Origin of the sequence: Photorhabdus sp. HUG-39 (assembly GCF_963878365.1) — a bacterium.
Taxonomy (GTDB): Bacteria; Pseudomonadota; Gammaproteobacteria; order Enterobacterales; family Enterobacteriaceae; genus Photorhabdus; species Photorhabdus kayaii.
This window is the reverse complement of the sequence record NZ_CAWNWY010000002.1, coordinates 148,250-168,194: the sequence shown is the minus strand read 5'-3', so window position 1 is coordinate 168,194 and position 19,945 is coordinate 148,250. Positions and strand designations below refer to the sequence as shown.

Genomic DNA, 19,945 nt, shown 5'->3' with positions numbered 1-19,945 from the left:
ACAGGAGGAAAAACCATGCGCAAAATAGTTATCTGGGCTATATCCCTGTCATCACTGATAAGTTCTCAATTATTCGCTGTCGAATTACCGGGTAAAGGTATCAGTGTACAACCCATACAAAGCACCCTTAGCGAAGAAACATTCCAGACGCTGATCGTCAGTAAAGCATTGGAAAAACTTGGTTATGATATCAAACCCATCAAAGAAGTGGACTACAACGTCGCCTATTCCTCTATTGCTTCTGGTGACGCAACCTTTATGGCCGTAAGTTGGGAACCACTGCACAACACCCAATATCAGGCAGCAGGTGGTAATGCCAAATTTTACCGTGTTGGTAACTACGTAGAAAATGCAGCACAAGGCTACTTGATCGATAAAAAAACAGCGGAAAAATACAACATTACTAATATTGCTCAATTAAAAGATCCGAAAATAGCCAAATTATTTGATACCAACGGTAACGGCAAAGCTGATTTAACTGGCTGTAATCCCGGTTGGGGCTGTGAAATCGCCATTAATCATCACCTTAAAGCCTATGGTTTAAACAATAGCGTTGAACACAATCAAGGTAACTATGCAGCCATGATGGCAGATACTATTACCCGCTATAAAGAAGGCAAACCCATCTTATATTACACATGGACACCTTATTGGGTTAGTGACGTGCTGAAACCAGGTAAAGATGTTGTCTGGCTGCAAGTTCCTTTCTCCGCTATGCCTAATGATGAGAAAATAGAGACGAAATTACCAAATGGCGCTAATTATGGTTTTCCACCAAGTATTATGCATATTGCTGCCAATAAAAAATGGGCAGAAGACAACCCAACCGCCGCTAAGTTATTTTCTATCATGAGAATGCCCCTTGCGGATATCAATGCCCAAAACTTGCGGATGCATAATGGTGAGGCATCACAAGCGGATATTGAACGTCACGCCAACGGTTGGATTAAGGCTCATCAGAAATTGTTTGATAGTTGGGTTAAAACTGCCGTTGAAGCCGCTGGAAAAAATTAATATTTAGAGCGTAACAGTGAATTGGTATAAAACAATTCACTGTTATTTTTTCTGATTCAGAATTCTTATTAAAATTTATATTTCAACAATTTTATACCCTATGGATTTCAAGATGGATCGCGACGGCAAGGGAGTGAATCCCCGGGAGCATAGGTAACTATGTGACCGGGGTGAGCGAGTGCAGCCAACAAAGAGGCAACTTGAAAGATGACGGGTATATAGTCATTATCGCTATATTATGGAAAATAATAGGAATTAATATCGATTTTATATTTCATTCTCAGTTCAATTTGATAGTTAAATCACAAGTTAAAGCTACCTAAAACAATGAATACTCAATAGAATTTCTTTAGTAACCATCCTCTCGGATTTATCATTGAACCTGAATAAAAATTCATTACAATGCAAAAAGTTTAGCTCGTGACTACAGACCTTTAACGAGCTGTCCACTCACCCCTAACCTGCCGTTTAAATATAAGAAAATACATTTATGGAAGAAAATATTTCCCGTACACCATTAAGTCCAGCTTTGATTGCACTGATCGCCATTGCCACAGGTCTGGTTGTCGCCAGCAACTACTATGCACAACCGCTACTCGATACGATTGCGTTACAATTTAATCTGACCGTCAACGAAGCGGGGTTTATTGTAACCACAGCTCAATTAAGCTATGCCGTTGGTCTAACATTCCTTGTGCCATTAGGTGATATGTTCGAACGACGCAGTTTAATTGTCTCAATGACAATATTAGCCACCATTGGATTACTGATTACCGCCACGTCGCAGAACATCTGGCAAATGTTACTAGGAACGGCAATGACGGGATTATTTTCGGTGGTCGCTCAAATACTGGTCCCGCTGGCCGCAACACTTGCTCTTCCCCATCAACGAGGAAAAGCTGTCGGTACGATTATGAGCGGTTTACTGCTTGGAATATTACTAGCAAGAACCATCTCAGGAACAATGGCAACTCTTGGTGGCTGGCGAACTGTTTTCTGGGTTGCCAGTGTCTCATTAGTGATTCTTTCTCTGACACTGTGGCGCTACCTGCCCCGTTATAAACAAGTAACCAATCTCAATTATTTCCAGTTACTTGGCTCTATTGTAAACCTTATCACTACAAGCCCGCTTCTAAGAGTACGCGCCCTACTAGGTGCACTGACATTTGCCAACTTCAGCCTGCTATGGACATCAATGGCATTCCTGCTTTCAGCACCTCCTTTTAACTATTCCGAAGGAGTCATCGGCTTATTTGGATTAGTCGGTGCTGCCGGAGCATTGATGGCAACCCAAACCGGGCAACTCGTTGATAAAGGAAAAGGCCCTCTGACCACCAGCATTTCTCTGGTGCTACTACTTCTTTCATGGATACCGATCGGCTTAGTCAAAGAATCACTAATTGGCTTTATAATTGGTGTTTTTCTCCTTGATATTGCGATTCAAGGTGTTCACGTTACAAATCAAAGTACGATATACCGCATCATGCCAGAAGCTAGAAATCGACTCACCGCCGCTTATATGACCAGCTATTTTATTGGTGGAGCCCTTGGCTCTCTGGTTTCAGGCTATGCTTACAAACATTCAGGTTGGTATGGCGTTGCCACCGCTGGCATGGCTATCTGTATAATAAGTCTAATCGTGTGGTTTTTAGGCAAAAAGTACGAACCAAAGACGTTGTAAGAAACAGATTATAGTAAAAGAATGCTTAAATAAAAACATTTATGAAACATTTGTTAGGGATGATATTTTCTATTTGGTTTCCTTTTGTTAATGTTATATAACATTCATATAACCAGATAGATTTTATGCCTTTTTCTGATACATCATCCCCCTTAGCCAGTAAAAAATCTTCTTTTACTGAAGGAATAATAGACAGTTTACCCATTGTTATCGGTTATATTCCCGTCGCCTTTGCTTTTGGTCTCAATGCTGTCAAACTTGGCTTCAACCCAATAGAAGCCATTTTCTTTTCATGCATCATCTACGCCGGTGCAAGCCAGTTCGTCATCACAGCTTTACTGAGTGCGGGTACATCATTATGGATTTCTGCCCTAACAATCATGGCAATGGATGTCCGCCATATTCTTTATGGTCCATCTTTAAGGCACCGTATCAAAGATAAGTTAACGGAGAAAAAAACCGTTATCTGGGCTTTCGGCCTGACAGATGAAGTTTTTGCCGCCGCTACTGCAAAACTCATTAAGAACCACCGGAGCTGGAGTGAAAATTGGATGGTTGCTATTGCCATCTGTTCCTGGCTGGCCTGGGTCGCAGGTACCGTAGCCGGCGCATTTCTTGGTAACGGTTATTTGGAATCCTATCCTGCTGTAGAAGCTGCCATGATTTTCATGTTACCAGCACTGTTTCTCAGTTTTCTTCTTGCTTCTTGTAGAAAGCAAAATAGTTATTGTGTTGCAACCGCACTAACCGGGGCACTTTTAGGGATTACATTTTTCTCAATTCCAATTGCTATTCTGGCAGGTATTGTCGGTGGTTGTATCGCGGCACTGTTACAACCACAAAACAATTGCAATGACTCTTCTGAACAAAAGGAAACACCATGATTGATAGCAAGATTTTGCTCATTGGACTATTTGTTGGGTTAGCTAACTTTTCATTTCGCTATCTGCCACTACGATTTGGGAAAGCACGCCAATCTGCCGGCAGGAAAAGTGGAAAAACAAGCATTATTCTTGACAGTATTGGTATTGCATCCATTTGTTCTTTACTCATTGTATCAGGTGTACCTGATGTGATGAGAGAGAGTCAAAAACTACTCCCTACCCTCATAGGTTGTCTGACCATCTGTTTAGTCTTTTACAAAACAAAGCAAATTATACTCGCAACACTATTTGGTGCGCTACTTTTTGGACTAACATTCAAAATATTTATGAATTAGGTATCAATATCAAAAGAAATATGATGATAACAAATAACTACAATTGCTAAATTTATCTTTTAATATACCATTTGGATGTTTGATAACAAAAGTTATCTTACCAGTTGAAACTAATAAGGTATCTAAATAATGGAAAGTTCGTTTACGCCTACCGAAGAATTACTGAATATTCGTGCAGCACAGCAAGCCAAATTAAATAAAGATATCCCTTATCAAGAGATCCTGTTGACTAGGTTATCAATGCACGTCCAAAGTAAATTGCTTGAAAACCGTAACAATATGCTGAAAGCTCAAGGTATCAATGAAACTTTGTTCATGGCCCTGATGATCCTTGATACTAAAGAAAGCCACAGCATCCAACCATCAGAATTAAGTGCCGCATTAGGTTCTTCCCGTACTAACGCCACGCGTATTGCTGATGAATTAGAAAAGCAGGAGTGGATTGAAAGAAAGGAAAGTCATAACGACCGCCGTTGCCTTCATCTTCATCTGACAGAACAAGGTACAAAATTTTTAAATAATTTGCTTCCACCTCAACATGAATGCCTGAGAAGACTTTGGTCATGTCTTGACCAGGAGGAACAAAAACAGTTAGAAAAGTTAATGAGAAAATTACTGGTCAGACTTGATACAATGGGCGATTGTATCAAAAAATAGCTTGTTGTTTAATCGATCAATTTTTATCCAAACAATACTTTCTTGGTTCAATTGTTCGAAAAAATTTTCCAGTTAGCCAAGATGATATTTTCTGCAAAAAGCTAACGACTATTCTTCGATAACATTGGATCCTGTGTCATTCATCTTTCCAGTAGTGATCTATACCGCTACTGGAAAGTGATCTAAAAATAGTATTACTAGAAGATAAACAACAAGCATGGGGAGTTACTATGAGTGCAGATGAGTCAATAGAAGTACAAGTGGCACAAGATCCAACCAGTAGCAAAAAAAGGCAACGCAGTCGTGCCTTAGTGTTATTAACCCTTATTTTTACCCTGCTCGGTGTTGCCTACTTTTTCTATTGGTTTCTCATTTCACGCCACCATCAAGAAACAGATAACGCCTATGTTACAGGTAATCAAGTTCAGATCATGTCGCAAGTTGCTGGCACTGTAATCACAGTTAACTTTGATAATACTGACTTTGTGAAAAGCGGTAGTATATTGGTACAGCTCGATCCCCGTGATGCAGAATTAGCATTAGAAAAAGCAAAAACAACATTAGCTAACAGCGTTCGCCAGACTCATCAACAGATAGTTAACAGCAAACAATATCAGGCTAACATCGCGCTACGCAGATCCGAATTAACTAAAGTTCAAAATGATCTTAGCCGTCGTGAAATACTTAGCGCTCAAAAAGTCATTGGTAAAGAAGAGCTACAACATGCACAGGAAGCTGTCGCCAGCGCCCGAGCTGCTCTAGATATTGCAATTGAACAATACAACGCTAATCAAGCAATTGTCCTGGATACACCTTTAGAGAAGCAACCGGCTATTGAACAAGCTGCAACGGAAGTCCGTAATGCTTGGCTAGCGTTACAACGCACGAAAATAGTCAGCCCAATCGATGGTTATGTCTCACGCCGTAGTGTACAAGTTGGTGCACAAATCAATAAAAATACTCCACTGATGGCGATAATTTCGGCAAACGATATGTGGATCGAAGCCAACTTCAAGGAGACACAAATTTCTGGTATGCGTATTGGTCAACCCGTGGAAATCACCAGCGATTTCTATGGTGGAAACAGAGTATTTAGCGGCAAAATCACTGGCCTTGATATGGGTACCGGCAGCGCTTTCTCTTTATTACCCGCTCAGAACGCCAGTGGTAATTGGATTAAGGTTGTACAACGTTTACCCGTCCGCATTGAGCTTAATCCTGGACAACTAGAAAAATACCCATTACGCATCGGCCTCTCGACTAAAGTCAGAGTAGATACTACGAATCCTGATGGACCCGTTCTGTCTGATAGAACACGCACTAAATCAGCTTATCACACCACTGCTCTGACAATAGATATGTCTCCTGCCAATAAAATAGTTAATGACATTACTAATAGTAATGCTGGAAAATAATATCGGAGGTCAAGGTGATGAGACAGCCGCTTACAGGTGCCAAACTTGCATGGATGACCATTGCGTTATCCTTGGCAACGTTCATGCAAGTGTTAGATTCTACCATTGCTAACGTAGCGATACCCACGATTTCAGGTAACTTAGGATCATCAAATTCTCAAGGGATCTGGGTAATTACCTCTTTCGGGGTTGCCAATGCGATTTCTATCCCAATTACTGGATGGCTGGCAAAACGCATCGGCGAAGTTAAGTTATTCATCTGGTCAACCGCTCTATTTTCCATAGCTTCTTGGTTATGCGGTATTTCCAACAGTCTTGGTATGCTAATCTTCTTCCGGGTTATTCAAGGATTAGTTGCGGGTCCTCTTATTCCCCTTTCACAAAGTCTACTACTGAACAATTATCCACCAGCCAAAGGAAATATGGCGTTGGCATTATGGTCAATCACGATTATCATCGCGCCAATTTTCGGCCCTATTTTGGGTGGCTACATCAGTGATAACTACCATTGGGGATGGATTTTCTTTATCAACGTTCCTGTTGGTATAGCGATTATTCTGATTACTATGCAAACGCTGAAAGGGCGTGAAACCCAAACAGAGATTAAACCTATCGACACAATAGGACTCGTGTTGTTAGTGGTCGGCGTTGGTTGTTTACAAATTATGCTAGATCAGGGGAAAGAACTGGACTGGTTTAATTCTACAGAAATTATCGTTTTGACCGTTATCGCAATCATCTCATTAGCATTTCTGGTGGTATGGGAACTGACCGATAATAGCCCAATTATTGACCTATCACTGTTTAAAGAGCGCAATTTTACCATTGGTTGCTTCTGTTTGAGCTTAGCTTATATGCTCTATTTCGGCACAATTGTGTTATTACCTCAGTTATTACAGGAAGTGTTCGGTTATACAGCAACCTGGTCAGGTCTTGCATCAGCACCGGTAGGATTGTTGCCACTAATCATTTCGCCACTGATTGGTAAATTCAGCAATAAAGCAGATATGCGCTACATAGTGACATTCAGTTTTGTTGTTTATGCCATCTGTTATTACTGGCGTGCATATACATTCGAACCAGGCATGGATTTTGCCGCAGTCGCATGGCCTCAGTTTATCCAGGGGTTTGCTATTGCCTGTTTCTTTATGCCACTCACAACCATTACCCTTTCCGGCTTGCCGGCAGAGCGAGTGGCATCTGCATCCAGTTTATCGAATTTTATTCGAACACTGGCGGGTTCAATAGGCACATCACTAACGACAACCATGTGGACCCAACGCGAGTCAATGCATCATTCCCATTTTACTGAGCATATCAATCCTTATAGTCCCGATACTCAACAGATCTATCAACAATTATCGGAATTAGGCATGAATAACCAGCAAATTTCTGCTTATCTAGCAAAAGAAGTTACCCATCAAGGACTCATAATCTCAGCAAATGAAATTTTTTGGCTTTCAGCCGGAGTATTCCTGATTTTGATTATGCTCGTCTGGCTAGCCAGGCCACCATTTACCCAAGGAAGTAAAAAAGGCATGGGCGGAGCCCACTGAATCTTAAATGGCAAAACCGGGAGCACTCCAGCTCCCGCTTTTCCTAATCAAGCTTTATTCTGTCGCCACCATTCAGCTAACAGAATGCCAGTTGCAACAGAAACGTTCAGACTTTCAACCAAACCCGTACCACCAACGAACAAACTCATATCACCATGTTTCCAAGCACTGTCACTCAAACCATCACGTTCTTGACCAAGTACCAGAACCATTTTTTCCGGTAATTCAGCTTTCGCTAAATCGGTACTACCCTTATGGCTGGATGTCGTTACAATGGTGTAACCCGCTTGACGAAAGTCATTCAGTGTAGTGATCAAGCTATCAGCATCAATACCTTTAATATGCTCAGCACCACCTTCTGCTGTACGGATAGCCGCACCCGACTCTAGCAAGGCCACATCTTGCAAAATCACCCCTTGCACACCGAAATGTGCACAACTTCGCATAATCGCGCCAAGGTTGTGAGGATTACCCACATCTTCAAGAGCCAAAACACAATCTTTTACTGGAGCATCTTTCAAGTAGGTCTCTGCATCCAAACCGTTGCGTTTCTTAATCAGAAAACAAACACCACCATGATGTTCAGTACCTGACACTTTTGTCAGTTCAGCCTCATCCACAACATGATAGGCTTTACGGTTAGCCGCCATCCATTTTAGCGCATTACGGAAACGTGGTGTCACTGACTCAACGAACCATGCACGAACTATCGCTTCAGAACGGTTTTTAAACATCGCCTGACAAGCATTTTCGCCATAAATCCGAGTTTCTTCCATTCGCTGACGACGGAGCTGTTCAGGATCAATCTGGCTTTTCCCACTGATACCACCATGCACTGGCGTTACAGAATCACTCTCAGGGCGTGACACTGTTTTCCAAGGCGATCTTTCACGCTCATTGGCACGCGGAGAACGGGATGTTCGCTCATTGTCCCGACGACGCTGACCTTGATCGCGTCCTTTGCCAGATGGACGTTTATTATTGCGGCTGTCATTATCGCCCTCACTGCGGACATACATCACTTTGACTTTGCCATTTTTACCACTGTATGAATCGTTCATTCGTTTCTCCAACTGCTTTATGGCGCGAAGATTACCTGATGTGCGCATCTTAAGCTACCTCTGACAACCACAATCCATTAAAATGCGCCCTTAATTTTCCTGCTCTTGGCGAGACATGCTGTACTTGCTATGGAGGGCACAGTCAGGCCACCTGTTGAAACAACCCCCACCGAAGATATTCAAACTACAGTTTGGTACTATTTTGCAACAAACTGACAATTTAATTGCTTCTCAGCAACTGCATCCGATAGCGTAAATCACAGCAACAATTTGCGAAATCCGCTACAGTTATCGACTCACCACAGATAAGGAGCCTCCTGATGAGCCAGCGCGGACTTGAAGCTTTATTACGCCCTAAATCCATTGCTGTAATTGGTGCCTCAGAAAAACCAGAACGAGCGGGTTCAGTTATGATGCGTAACTTGCTTGCAGGAGGCTTTGCTGGACCAATACTACCGATTACACCCAATAGCCGTTCTGTTCAAGGGGTTTTAGCTTACCCTTCAATAGATAAATTACCGATCACACCAGATTTGGCTGTTATTTGTACTCATCACCGCCGTAATTTGCAATGTTTAGAACAACTGGGGCAGTTAGGTTGCAAAACGGTGATTATCCTTTCTTCACCAACATCCCAATTCGCTGAACTAAAGCAGTGCTGCCAGCGCTATAGTATCCGACTACTTGGGCCAAACAGTTTAGGCGTATTAGCCCCCTGGCAAGGGCTGAATGCCAGCTTTTCTCCGGTTCCAATACTCAAAGGGAAATTAGCCTTTATTTCTCAATCGGCGGCAGTCTCAAATACGATTCTTGATTGGGCAAAACACCGGGGAGTCGGATTTTCCTACTTTATAGCGTTAGGTGACAGTGTAGATATCGATATTGATCATCTGCTTGATTTTCTGGCTCGTGACAGTAAAACCAGCGCTATCCTGCTCTATCTAGAGCATATTCATGATGCCCGTCGCTTTCTTTCAGCATCTAGAAGTGCCTCCCGCAATAAACCTATTTTGGTGGTTAAAAGCGGCCGTACTAAGCGGGCACAGAAATTACTTGGTGAACAACAAAATCTGGATGCGGCTTATGATGCAGCAATTCAGCGAGCAGGGTTATTACGCGTGCAAGATACACATGAAATGTTTTCTGCTGTAGAAACGTTAAGCCATATGTCACCTTTACGGGGAGAACGGCTATTTATCGTCAGCAATGGTGCTGCTCCAGCCGCAATGGCGCTGGATGCGTTATTCCGCCGTAACGGTAAGCTCGCAATATTAGGTGAAGAGACAACAAAGGCATTAAAAACACAACTACCAGAAACTATCTCCCTACATAACCCGCTAGATTTAAAAGATGACTCCACGGTGGAACGTTATATCGCTGCGTTAAAACCGTTACTAGATAGCCACGACCATGATGCTCTGTTACTTATTCACTCTCCTAGCGCAATTGCTCCCGGTATTCAAACCGCAACCAAAGTCATTGAAACAATCCGCAAACACCCACGGGGAAAATGGCTAACTATCTTTACCAATTGGTGCGGTGAATACTCTTCACAAGAAGCCCGCCGTCTGTTCAGTGAAGCAGGTATTCCAACTTATCGCACCCCTGAAGGCGCGATTACTGCTTTCATGCACATGGTTGAATATCGCCGCAATCAGAAACAATTAACAGAAACACCCGCGCTACCAGCAAACATCACAGCTAACACAGCACGTGCCCATCAGTGCATACAACAGGCTCTGGAACAGGGAAATTCTCGTCTGGATACTCATGAAGTTCAACCTATTCTGGAAGCTTATGGTCTCAATACATTGCCAACATGGATTGCTCATAACAGTGATGAAGCAGTCAATATTGCCCAACAGATCGGTTATCCTGTTGCGTTGAAATTACGCTCGCCAGATATCCCGCATAAATCAGAAGTTCAGGGAGTGATGCTCTATTTGCGAAATGCAAATGAGGTCAAGGCTTCTGCTCAAGCGATTATCGAACGTGTCAATCAGAATTTCCCACACGCAAGAATTCAAGGACTATTAGTTCAGAGCATGGCAAACCGTGCTGGTGCACAAGAGCTACGAATTGCGGTTGAACAAGATGAAGTATTTGGCCCACTGATTATGTTAGGTGAAGGAGGTATTGAGTGGTCACAGGAAACACAAGCAGCCGTTGCGCTGCCACCTCTTAATATGGCGTTAGCGCGATATCTGGTTATTCAGGCGATTAAAAGTAGAAAAATTAAGCTCAGGGGAGCGCCTCAATCATTAGATGTACTGGCACTCAGCCGACTGTTAGTTCAGGTATCTAATCTGTTACTTGATTGCCCGCAAATTGTACGACTAGATATTCATCCATTACTGGCTTCTGGCGATGAATTCACATTATTGGATGTATCAATGGAATTATCTTCGATAGACGGTGATCCACGAACTAGATTAGCTATCCGTCCATATCCAAGCGAACTAGAAGAAACTATAAAACTCAAAGGGGGCGCAGAATGCCTGCTACGTCCGATTCTGCCAGAAGATGAACCGTTGCTGAAAGATTTTATCGGCCAGGTTACGAAAGAAGATCTCTATTACCGCTACTTTAGTGAAATCAGCGAATTCACACACGATGATCTGGCAAATATGACTCAGATTGATTACGACCGTGAAATGGCATTTGTTGCCGTACGACATCCTAAAACGACCCCAGAAATTATCGGGGTTACTCGTGCCATAGCTGACCCTGATAATGTCGAAGCAGAATTCGCTGTGCTAGTGCGTTCTGACTTAAAAGGGATCACACTTGGATATCAACTTATGACAAAACTGATTAACTATACACGAGAACATGGCATAAGCCGCCTCAACGCCATCACCATGCCAGAAAACCGTACGATGATAAAACTGGCTAAAAAACTGGGATTTACCATAGATGTTCAATTTGAGGATAGCATTGTAAACTTATCCCTTGAACTCTGAATCAACTACGTGATGAACCGCACAGACTTGCATCATTAGGCATTAGATCGTTAAATCATGCTCACAATTAGCCAGACTAATGGTATTATCGCCAGATCATTTGATTCATTGCTTTACATATACCCTATGGATTTCAAGATGGATCGCGACGGCAAGGGAGCGAATCCCCGGGAGCATAGATAACGATGTGACCGGGGTGAGTGAGTGCAGCCAACAAAGAGGCAACTTGAAAGATGACGGGTATAATAGTCTTTTAGCCATCCAACATAAGAGAAAAAGCGCACTGTGATGTTGTCTAAATTCAAACAAGCTAAACATCAACAACACCTTGCACAACTGCCTAAGCTACCTCAGTCAGTTGCTGATGTTAAAACACTTTATCAACCTGAAGTGTTCCGCAGCACCCTGCTGGAAAAAATTGCTAACGCTGAAAAACATATTTATATCATCTCCCTCTATCTGGAAAATGATGATGCAGGGAAAGATATCCTTAATGCACTTTATACAGCTAAACAACAACGCCCAGACTTGGACATTAAAGTGCTCGTTGACTGGCATCGAGCACAACGTGGACGAATTGGTGCGGCTGCAATGGTAACGAATGCCGATTGGTATTGTTCTATGGCAGAAGCTTATCCTGATGTGAAAATTCCGGTACTAGGTGTACCTGTAAATACCCGCGAAGCACTGGGTGTTTTACATTTAAAAGGTTTTATCTTTGACGATACTGTGGTTTATAGCGGAGCAAGTATTAATGATGTTTATCTCCACCAACATGATAAATACCGTTATGATCGCTACCACTTGCTTCACAATGCAAAACTTGCAGAAATAATGAAACACTTTGTTGATAATTACATTATCGCTACAGGAGCCGTACAGAAACTGGATTGTAAAAACCGTCCTCGTATTCCTGAAATTAAAAATTTGATCCGTCAATTACGTTTTTCTCTGCGGCACACTACCTATAAAATAAATAATCAGGCAACGAATGACGAACTATCTGTCACTCCACTTGCCGGTCTGGGAAAGAAAAATCTACTAAATAAAACCATTAGTCATCTGATCGCCAGCACAGAACAAAAGCTGATTATTTGCACTCCGTATTTTAATCTTCCAGCCATCATTGTCCGACGGATTGTTCATCTACTTCGTAAAGGTAAACATGTGGAAATTATTGTTGGCGATAAAACTGCCAACGATTTTTATATTCCACCGGAAGAACCATTTAAAATTATCGGTGCATTGCCCTATTTATATGAAATTAATCTGCGCCGTTTCATCAGTAGACTACAGCGTTATGTTGACAACAATCAACTGACTATCAGGTTATGGAAAGATGGTGATAATAGCTACCATCTAAAAGGTGTTTGGGTGGATAATCAATGGCAATTGATTACAGGAAATAATCTTAATCCTCGTGCCTGGGGACTGGATTTAGAAAATGCCATTCTTATCCACGATCCTCATAAAGAAATGCAGGAGCAACGTACAAAAGAACTGCACTGTATCCGTACTTATACTACGGTTGTCAGTGATTATCAGGAATTGGACAGCATCCAGCTTTACCCAGTCAAAGTACGTAAACTTATCCGCCGCTTACGTCGCATCCGGGTAGACAAACTGATTAGTCGTATTCTTTAATTGAATCGATAAAGCGAATTATCTTTTCTAAATCAAATCTCCTGATATTGAATAATCGCGGGAGATTTTTACCATCTAACTTTAATTTGATAAATCTCAACTTTGTTTAAATAATAGTAATATTCAAAAGTACGTAAATCTAGATTTATAGATTAAAAAAATATAAAACAACCAATTCTGTTAACACTCTATTTTCAACAAAAAATTAATCGAATTACAATCCTCAAATATTCTATTTTGAAATGTTATTTCTCTGCTCGGAATATCTTATTAATTATATACCGATTTAAAGTTTAATATATATAATTCCTTTTCCCAATTTCATTCATTTATATACCCTATGGATTTCAAGATGCATCGCGACGGCAAGGGAGTGAATCCCCGGGAGCATAGATAACGATGTGACCGGGGTGAGCGAGTGCAGCCAACAAAAAGGCAACTTGAAAGATGACGGGTATATAACGCGCGTCACTAATTATGCCTGGGGTAAAATAGAATTTTATTAAAACCTCAGGCATAAAAACACCTATTTTATCACCACAAGTAAATTTTAAATTAAAAATAAACCATTTAAAAATATATCGAAATAATATCGATTAATTACAAATTAAATAAATAAATTCATTAAAACAGAAAATAACTCAATTTATTTAACCATATTAAATCCGTTCATTTTATTTATATTAGCTAATAATTAAACCCAAAATTAAATATATAAAAACATTAAGTTAATTTAAATAAAAAACCTATTTAAACCCCTAATAAAAAGATATTAAAAAACATTCTTTCATCTAACAATATAAACAGAAAACCAAGAATTTTTAATTACCATTACAGATGAAAATATATATTAAACTCTTTTTAAATCAATAAGATACCCAATAAATATGGGCATCTTATTGGTAATTTTAAACGAGTTCTGTCATCACTAATTTCGCTATTTCGAAATAGATAATCAGCCCTGTACCATCAATAAACGTGGCAATAAAAGGAGCAGATACAACAGCCGGATCAACAGATAGCCTTTTCAATACCATTGGAATAATGGAAGAAACAATGGCACTCCAGAGGGTGATTGCAATGATGGCCAAACTAACAGCAATCGTCACTTCAATACCGACACCTAATACCCAGGCACGGATAAGCGCGGCAAAACCTATCGTTATTGCAACTAAAAATGAAGTGGAAATCTCTTTACGTAACACAGCCCATAGATTACGCAAACTCACTTCCCCCAATGCCATTGCTCTGACCAAAGTTGAGGTAATTTGCGTCCCGCTGTTGCCCCCCGTTCCTATTAATAACGGAATGAAAAATGCGAGAGAGATTACCGCTTCCAATTGATCTTCAAATGCTTTAAGCACAGCACCGGTATAAGCTTCTGCAACGAATAGTAATAATAACCACCCGACACGCTTACGCCATAATGTTATTGGGCTGGTACTAAGATAAGGCCGCTCCAGAGGTAAAGTTGCCCCCTGCAAATGAGCATCCAACGTATTTTCATCTTCAACCAACTCAGCAATATCCTGTGATCGTAGTACCCCAACCAATTTGCCAAAATGAGTAACCGGGACACTATCCATACCACTGTGATTTATCAAATTATAAACATCATGACGCGACTGTTCCGGTGATACGGAAAAATAGCTTTGCCTCATAATATCTGACACAAATAAATCATCGGCTACAGTGAATAACACTTTCACCGGTAATATGCCATTAAGATAGCCTTCAGCATCAATAACATATAGGTAAGTTGGGATCTGCTCACCTTCAAGCTGATCAATCAAATGACTTTTTACCGACAAAACAGAATCAGCAACAGATACAGAAATGAAACATTGGCTCATATATGCGCTGACCGTTGTCTCTTCATTTTTCAATCGATGTTTCCGCTGCTGATCAGCATTTATTTCATTAATAGAATGATTAGCAATCGCTAATGCATCCATTTTTTCATGGGATGTGACTTTCATGATGTTGGTCCCTATTACTGTTGTGAACTTCAAACAGCACTCACATAGGGGCGAAACCAGATGAGAGAATGCAACGACTATCTCTACGTCTCGGTTTTAGCACTATACAACGTATCCTGAGTTATCAGAAAGTTACATGGGGATATACCTTGGTTCGATATATCCTGTCCTAATCTTGGGCGTCTCTCGACGTCGTCAGATCAGCAACCTGTGTTTGTATAGGAGCCTCGCCTAACGAGATACTGCACTTAGAATGCGGCGCACATTGTAAACAAGAGTCGTAATAATTCAAAATTGAAAGTTAGTTTGTTTAATTTTCATTTAAGTTTTATTTAAGTTTTATTTAAGTTTCATTTAAGTTTATGATGATAATAAAAAAACGGCATAAATTTCCACCTCTCGCCGTTTAATGAGAATAATCCTATGAAGGAGTTATTCATTTTTTGATCTCTTAGACTCAATTTTTTCAACTTCAGCAATCAATTGGTCAGCCGTTTTACCATCCAGCAATTTATAAAACTTTTGTTTCGATTCTTTCATGTCATTATTAGAACCTGATTTAACCAAATCATTAAAATCGATACTATTAAACATAGCCGATTGAATTGATTCATCAAACTTCACTTTTTTATCATCAGGTAGCCTATCTCTTACTTTTTCAATGGATGCTTTCAACGCGATTTCATTAGAAGCATCCATTTTAGGTTGGCTATCACAGCCAGCTAATACACATCCTAATAAACAAATTACTAACAATCTTTTCATATTCATCACCACAGAATATTAAACAAGGGAATAATAACAGAAGCAGAAACAATAAACCGTTTATACCCGTTATCTTTCAAGTTGCCTCTTTGTTGGCTGCACTCACTCAGCCCAATCACATCGTTATCTATGCTCCCGGGGATTCGCTCCCTTGCCGTCGCGATCCATCTTGAAATCCATAGGGTATATAATTAGCCAAATTGATAAAAAATAGCAAATAAAATGAAATTTCTCATCATGTTATTCCAGAATAATTATCTTTGTGGTTAGCAGCTACGATGCCAAAATCCGATCATTTGTTATTTCTTCGACAACATAAAAAACGACTTTCTGCCAAATCGACCAAATGCTTAAAACACCCAATCAACCGACAACATGACAGATCCAGATACGATCACAGTAACTGCCGATATTCAGACCAATAATGTAGTTGGAACCATCATCTTACTGGAAAAAGCGGGTATCCCGGTTATCTTTGCTAAATTCCTGCCTCCGAAATTATTTGAAGATATCGATCCACAAGCTGACAGCCTATATCTGCATAAAACTTTTACCTCCCTTGATGGTAACGGGGTATTCTGGGTTACAGCAAAATAATATTGCCTTTCAATCCGTTGGTATATTCCAACAGATATTTAATCGCACCCTTTACTTATAATTTCTGTTCGTTAATATACCTAATATTTTATATAACACGCTAATAGACATCTATTATTTTGTAATCTACTATAGTTGATGCCAAAAAAAATATAAAACATGACAAGGTAAATTCGGTTAAGTAATAAATATAAAACACAAATATATTCACATAATGAAACTATACCCTATGGATTTCAAGATGTATCGCGACGGCAAGGGAGCGAATCCCCGGGAGCATAGATAACTATGTGACCGAGGTGAGTGAGTGCAGCCAACAAAGAGGCAACTTGAAAGATGACGGGTATATAGACAAGGTACAGAAACCAGATTATATGGATGATCTGCGAGGAATCATTCGCTCTTTACTAACAAAAATGAAAAATAAAATAATCCAACGAAATAGATTCTTTATGTAACTATTCTTAAACCAAAGTACTCGGAGTATGTTAATGAAACGATTACATGATATTGAGAAAGAGATGTTGCCCGTTGAATCCTACAAAATGCTTATTGGTGGGCAATGGGTAGATAGTGTATCCAAAGCAACGACCAAAAGTTATAACCCGGCGACAGGAGAACTATTGGCTGAATATGCATCCGGTAATGCTGAAGATGTCGATCTTGCTGTCAGCGCTGCAAAACAAGCCTTCCACGCCTGGAGTCAAACCTCCGCAATCGAAAGACAATCAGCTTTGCTGAAAATTGCTGACTTACTAGAAGCAGAACAAGAACGTTTTGCCATCCTTGAATCACTGGATACTGGCAAACCATTACATGAATCCCTGAATATGGATCTACCCGCCAGCATTGACCAGTTCCGCTATTTTGCGGGGGTGATCCGTTCCCATACCGATGAAGCTTCAGTTCTGGATACCAATACACTTAGCTTGGTGATCCGTGAACCCATTGGTGTTGTCGGACAGGTAATTCCCTGGAATTTCCCACTACTGATGGCAGCATGGAAACTGGCTCCTGCTCTTGCAGCGGGCAATACCATTGTTATTAATCCGGCAACACTGACATCAATCACTCTGCTTGAATTGGGCAGAATATTGGATAAAGTCCTGCCAGCCGGGGTGGTTAACATTGTTACAGGTCGTGGTTCAGTCGTTGGTCAAGCCATTCTGGATCATGAAGATGTCGAAAAAGTGGCATTCACTGGTTCCACCAGAGTAGGTTATACCGTGGCCGAAGCCGCAGCCAAAAAGCTGATCCCTGCAACACTGGAGCTTGGTGGTAAATCAGCCAATATTATCTTCCCTGATGCCAATATGAAAAAAGCAGTAAAATATGCGGCCAGAGCTATTTTGCTGAATCAGGGTCAAGCGTGTGAATCAGGCTCCCGGTTGTTCCTGCATAAAGATATTCATGATGAATTCCTCAAATCGCTGAAAGCAGAATTCGAATCCATCCAGGTTGGTGATCCATTGGAAAAAGAAACTCAGATGGGAAGCCAAGTCAGCCAGGAACAAATGGAAAAAATTCTCGGATACGTGGAAATTGCGAAAGAAGAGGGTGCAACCATTTTCACGGGTGGTAAACGCATTACTGGAAAAGGTTATGACGATGGTTTCTTTATTCAACCAACCATCATTACCGATGTCACTAATGACATGCGAGTCGCACGCGAAGAGATTTTTGGCCCTGTATTGGCCGTCATACCATTCAGCGAAGAAGAAGACGTCATCAGAATGGCAAATGATTCTGATTATGGCCTGGCTGGTGCTGTCTGGACACAAGATATCGACCGAGCACTACGCGTAGCTAAAGCTGTCAGAACCGGCCGTATGTGGATTAACACTTACCATGAACTGCCAGCTCACGCCCCATTTGGTGGCTACAAAAAATCAGGCATTGGCAGAGAAACACACAAAATGATGTTGGATGCTTACACTCAGGTCAAAAACATCTATATCAAAACCAGTGAAGAATAATCTCAATCAGTGATGAGAAAAGCCTTCCAAACGGAAGGCTTTTATTCAAATTTTTTCTTTAATATCAACACTATCTGCATTCACATCTTTAATATGTTCTTTCGTCAGCCGATAAACAACTGGGCTTAACAATGCTAATGCAATCAGGTTCGGTATTGCCATCATCGCATTCAATGTATCCGCCAATAACCAGACAAAATCCAATGACTGAGTAGCACCTACCATCAAAGCAATAATCCATACTACACGGAAAGGCGTAATGGCTTTTTGCCCAAATAGATACTGAGTACATTTTTCACCGTAGAAACTCCAGCCAAGAATTGTGGTAAAGGCAAATATTACCAGAGCGCCCACGACAATATAGTTGCCACCAGGAATCGCCATAGCGAAAGAAGTCGCTGTCAGTGTCGCACCTGTCTGACCGTTCAACCAACCACCAGTAATGACGATAGTTAAGCCAGTGATGGAGCAAACAATAATAGTATCGATGAAAGTACCTAGCATAGCGATCAACCCCTGGCGAATCGGGTTTTGAGTTTTAGCTGTTGCATGAGCAATCGGCGCGCTTCCCAATCCCGCTTCATTAGAGAAAATGCCACGAGCTACACCAAAACGAATTGCCGCCCACACTGCTGCGCCCGCAAAGCCACCTTGCGCCGCAACAGGTGTAAATGCAGATTTAACAATCAGAACAAATGCAGCGGGAATTTCACTGAAATTTATCCCCAGAACAATAATCCCGGCAGCAAGATAGGCAACCGTCATAAATGGCACTAATTTACCTGCTACATCAGCAATACGTTTAATACCCCCGATAAGCACTGCACCAACTAGAATTGCCAATACGACGGCCGTTACCATGGTAGAAACGCCAAAGTTACTTTGCAGCACATCAGCAACAGAATTCGCCTGTACGGTATTACCGATACCGAAACAAGCAATACTGCCAAATACCGCAAACAACGTCCCCAACCAGGCCCACTTTTTACCTAAACCGTTTTTTATGTAATACATGGGGCCACCAACATAGTGACCGTTTTTGTCAACCTCACGGAAACGGACTGCCAGTACTGCCTCTGAATATTTGGTTGCCATGCCCACTAATGCAGTTATCCACATCCAAAACAGTGCGCCTGGCCCACCCAATACAACTGCGGTAGCCACGCCAGCGATATTACCCGTTCCTATGGTGGCAGAAAGCGCAGTCATCAGTGCGTTAAATGGCGATATCTGCCCTTCTCCCCGCTGATGGTTACGCTCAAATAGTAATTTAAAACCCGTTCCCAATTTACGTATAGGCAGAAAAGAGAGGCGGAGCTGCATGAACAACCCAACCCCCAAAAGACCGATCATCATCGGTACTCCCAATACTACCCCGTTAATAGCACTCAGCCATTCTGTGATTAATCCCATATATT

The 19,945-nt window shown here is 41.2% G+C and carries 18 protein-coding genes and 1 riboswitch; of the genes, 14 read left to right on the top strand and 4 right to left on the bottom strand.

Features of this window, described 5'->3' with window-relative positions; genetic code table 11:
* The first annotated feature begins 15 nt into the window (after window positions 1–15).
* The 8 genes from proX to emrB all read left to right on the top strand — a co-directional run bounded on the left by proX (window position 16) and on the right by emrB (window position 7,542).
* Window positions 16–1,014 carry a glycine betaine/L-proline ABC transporter substrate-binding protein ProX gene (gene proX / locus AAC155_RS02520; protein WP_113040909.1) on the top strand — a complete coding sequence of 333 codons (999 nt, stop codon included), beginning with the start codon at window positions 16–18 and terminating at the stop codon, window positions 1,012–1,014.
* A 161-nt stretch (window positions 1,015–1,175) separates the two neighbouring features.
* Window positions 1,176–1,337: a hypothetical protein gene (locus tag AAC155_RS02515; RefSeq protein ID WP_158536469.1), complete on the top strand. Its 162-nt coding sequence runs from the start codon at window positions 1,176–1,178 to the stop codon at window positions 1,335–1,337.
* A gap of 167 nt (window positions 1,338–1,504) precedes the next feature.
* Window positions 1,505–2,695 (top strand): MFS transporter, encoded by a 1,191-nt coding sequence (locus tag AAC155_RS02510; protein ID WP_113040908.1) that lies wholly within the window; start codon window positions 1,505–1,507, stop codon window positions 2,693–2,695.
* Between the two features lie 125 nt (window positions 2,696–2,820).
* Window positions 2,821–3,579, top strand: coding sequence for an AzlC family ABC transporter permease (locus AAC155_RS02505; protein ID WP_113040907.1), 759 nt, complete (start codon window positions 2,821–2,823; stop codon window positions 3,577–3,579).
* Window positions 3,576–3,914 (top strand): L-valine transporter subunit YgaH, encoded by a 339-nt coding sequence (gene ygaH, locus AAC155_RS02500; RefSeq protein WP_113040906.1) that lies wholly within the window; start codon window positions 3,576–3,578, stop codon window positions 3,912–3,914. Before AAC155_RS02505 ends, ygaH begins: the two co-directional genes overlap by 4 nt.
* Window positions 3,915–4,043: 129 nt before the next feature.
* Window positions 4,044–4,571, top strand: a complete 528-nt coding sequence (mprA, locus tag AAC155_RS02495) for a transcriptional repressor MprA (RefSeq protein WP_112878058.1) — start codon at window positions 4,044–4,046, stop codon at window positions 4,569–4,571.
* 230 nt (window positions 4,572–4,801) lie between these two features.
* Complete coding sequence (emrA, locus tag AAC155_RS02490) at window positions 4,802–5,986, top strand: multidrug efflux MFS transporter periplasmic adaptor subunit EmrA (protein WP_113040905.1); 1,185 nt, start codon at window positions 4,802–4,804, stop codon at window positions 5,984–5,986.
* 17 nt (window positions 5,987–6,003) lie between these two features.
* Entirely contained in the window at window positions 6,004–7,542 is a 1,539-nt protein-coding gene (emrB, locus tag AAC155_RS02485; protein WP_223121362.1) for a multidrug efflux MFS transporter permease subunit EmrB, read from the top strand.
* A 47-nt stretch (window positions 7,543–7,589) separates the two neighbouring features.
* Here the strand turns inward: emrB and AAC155_RS02480 are convergent, their stop codons facing one another.
* Entirely contained in the window at window positions 7,590–8,603 is a 1,014-nt protein-coding gene (locus tag AAC155_RS02480) for a tRNA/rRNA methyltransferase (RefSeq protein WP_113040957.1), read from the bottom strand.
* A gap of 320 nt (window positions 8,604–8,923) precedes the next feature.
* Here AAC155_RS02480 and AAC155_RS02475 point away from each other — a divergent pair, with 320 nt between their 5' ends.
* From AAC155_RS02475 to pssA, 3 genes are all read left to right on the top strand, one after another.
* Window positions 8,924–11,566 (top strand): bifunctional acetate--CoA ligase family protein/GNAT family N-acetyltransferase, encoded by a 2,643-nt coding sequence (locus AAC155_RS02475; RefSeq protein WP_112895010.1) that lies wholly within the window; start codon window positions 8,924–8,926, stop codon window positions 11,564–11,566.
* A 79-nt stretch (window positions 11,567–11,645) separates the two neighbouring features.
* Entirely contained in the window at window positions 11,646–11,855 is a 210-nt protein-coding gene (locus tag AAC155_RS02470; protein ID WP_146748039.1) for a hypothetical protein, read from the top strand.
* The gene (gene pssA / locus AAC155_RS02465) at window positions 11,855–13,210 is read left to right on the top strand and encodes a CDP-diacylglycerol--serine O-phosphatidyltransferase (protein ID WP_191214699.1); all 1,356 of its coding nucleotides are present in this window, start codon (window positions 11,855–11,857) and stop codon (window positions 13,208–13,210) included. The genes AAC155_RS02470 and pssA overlap by 1 nt, the downstream gene beginning before the upstream one ends.
* A 908-nt stretch (window positions 13,211–14,118) precedes the next feature.
* On the opposite strand, the gene AAC155_RS02460 is transcribed toward pssA, so the two are convergent.
* Window positions 14,119–15,189, bottom strand: coding sequence for a magnesium transporter (locus tag AAC155_RS02460; RefSeq protein WP_113040902.1), 1,071 nt, complete (start codon window positions 15,187–15,189; stop codon window positions 14,119–14,121).
* A gap of 74 nt (window positions 15,190–15,263) precedes the next feature.
* Window positions 15,264–15,435: riboswitch (M-box (ykoK) riboswitch) on the bottom strand.
* 186 nt (window positions 15,436–15,621) lie between these two features.
* Window positions 15,622–15,954 (bottom strand): DUF6694 family lipoprotein, encoded by a 333-nt coding sequence (locus AAC155_RS02455; protein ID WP_113040901.1) that lies wholly within the window; start codon window positions 15,952–15,954, stop codon window positions 15,622–15,624.
* A gap of 375 nt (window positions 15,955–16,329) precedes the next feature.
* On the opposite strand from AAC155_RS02455, the gene AAC155_RS24360 reads away from it, so the two are divergent.
* From AAC155_RS24360 to AAC155_RS02440, 3 genes are all read left to right on the top strand, one after another.
* On the top strand, window positions 16,330–16,551 hold the full coding sequence (locus tag AAC155_RS24360) for a hypothetical protein (protein WP_387488908.1): 222 nt from the start codon (window positions 16,330–16,332) through the stop codon (window positions 16,549–16,551).
* Between the two features lie 290 nt (window positions 16,552–16,841).
* Window positions 16,842–17,009, top strand: a complete 168-nt coding sequence (locus tag AAC155_RS02445) for a hypothetical protein (protein WP_158536468.1) — start codon at window positions 16,842–16,844, stop codon at window positions 17,007–17,009.
* A gap of 33 nt (window positions 17,010–17,042) precedes the next feature.
* A complete protein-coding gene (locus AAC155_RS02440; RefSeq protein ID WP_113040900.1) occupies window positions 17,043–18,527 on the top strand; it encodes an aldehyde dehydrogenase family protein in 1,485 nt (494 codons plus the stop codon).
* Between the two features lie 45 nt (window positions 18,528–18,572).
* Here AAC155_RS02440 and AAC155_RS02435 read toward each other — a convergent pair whose 3' ends face one another.
* Entirely contained in the window at window positions 18,573–19,940 is a 1,368-nt protein-coding gene (locus AAC155_RS02435; RefSeq protein WP_113040899.1) for an alanine/glycine:cation symporter family protein, read from the bottom strand.
* Window positions 19,941–19,945 lie beyond the last annotated feature (5 nt).

Bases quoted from the DNA above. Each gene is read 5' to 3' on its own strand.
- emrB (WP_223121362.1), top strand. From the start codon at position 6,004: ATGAGACAGCCGCTTACAGGTGCCAAACTTGCATGGATGACCATTGCG.
- AAC155_RS02475 (WP_112895010.1), top strand. From the start codon at position 8,924: ATGAGCCAGCGCGGACTTGAAGCTTTATTACGCCCTAAATCCATTGCT.
- emrA (WP_113040905.1), top strand. From the start codon at position 4,802: ATGAGTGCAGATGAGTCAATAGAAGTACAAGTGGCACAAGATCCAACC.
- AAC155_RS24360 (WP_387488908.1), top strand. From the start codon at position 16,330: ATGACAGATCCAGATACGATCACAGTAACTGCCGATATTCAGACCAAT.
- proX (WP_113040909.1), top strand. From the start codon at position 16: ATGCGCAAAATAGTTATCTGGGCTATATCCCTGTCATCACTGATAAGT.
- AAC155_RS02505 (WP_113040907.1), top strand. From the start codon at position 2,821: ATGCCTTTTTCTGATACATCATCCCCCTTAGCCAGTAAAAAATCTTCT.
- AAC155_RS02470 (WP_146748039.1), top strand. From the start codon at position 11,646: ATGGTATTATCGCCAGATCATTTGATTCATTGCTTTACATATACCCTA.
- AAC155_RS02435 (WP_113040899.1), bottom strand. From the start codon at position 19,940: ATGGGATTAATCACAGAATGGCTGAGTGCTATTAACGGGGTAGTATTG.
- AAC155_RS02510 (WP_113040908.1), top strand. From the start codon at position 1,505: ATGGAAGAAAATATTTCCCGTACACCATTAAGTCCAGCTTTGATTGCA.
- AAC155_RS02460 (WP_113040902.1), bottom strand. From the start codon at position 15,189: ATGAAAGTCACATCCCATGAAAAAATGGATGCATTAGCGATTGCTAAT.
- ygaH (WP_113040906.1), top strand. From the start codon at position 3,576: ATGATTGATAGCAAGATTTTGCTCATTGGACTATTTGTTGGGTTAGCT.
- pssA (WP_191214699.1), top strand. From the start codon at position 11,855: ATGTTGTCTAAATTCAAACAAGCTAAACATCAACAACACCTTGCACAA.
- AAC155_RS02480 (WP_113040957.1), bottom strand. From the start codon at position 8,603: ATGAACGATTCATACAGTGGTAAAAATGGCAAAGTCAAAGTGATGTAT.
- AAC155_RS02455 (WP_113040901.1), bottom strand. From the start codon at position 15,954: ATGAAAAGATTGTTAGTAATTTGTTTATTAGGATGTGTATTAGCTGGC.
- mprA (WP_112878058.1), top strand. From the start codon at position 4,044: ATGGAAAGTTCGTTTACGCCTACCGAAGAATTACTGAATATTCGTGCA.
- AAC155_RS02440 (WP_113040900.1), top strand. From the start codon at position 17,043: ATGAAACGATTACATGATATTGAGAAAGAGATGTTGCCCGTTGAATCC.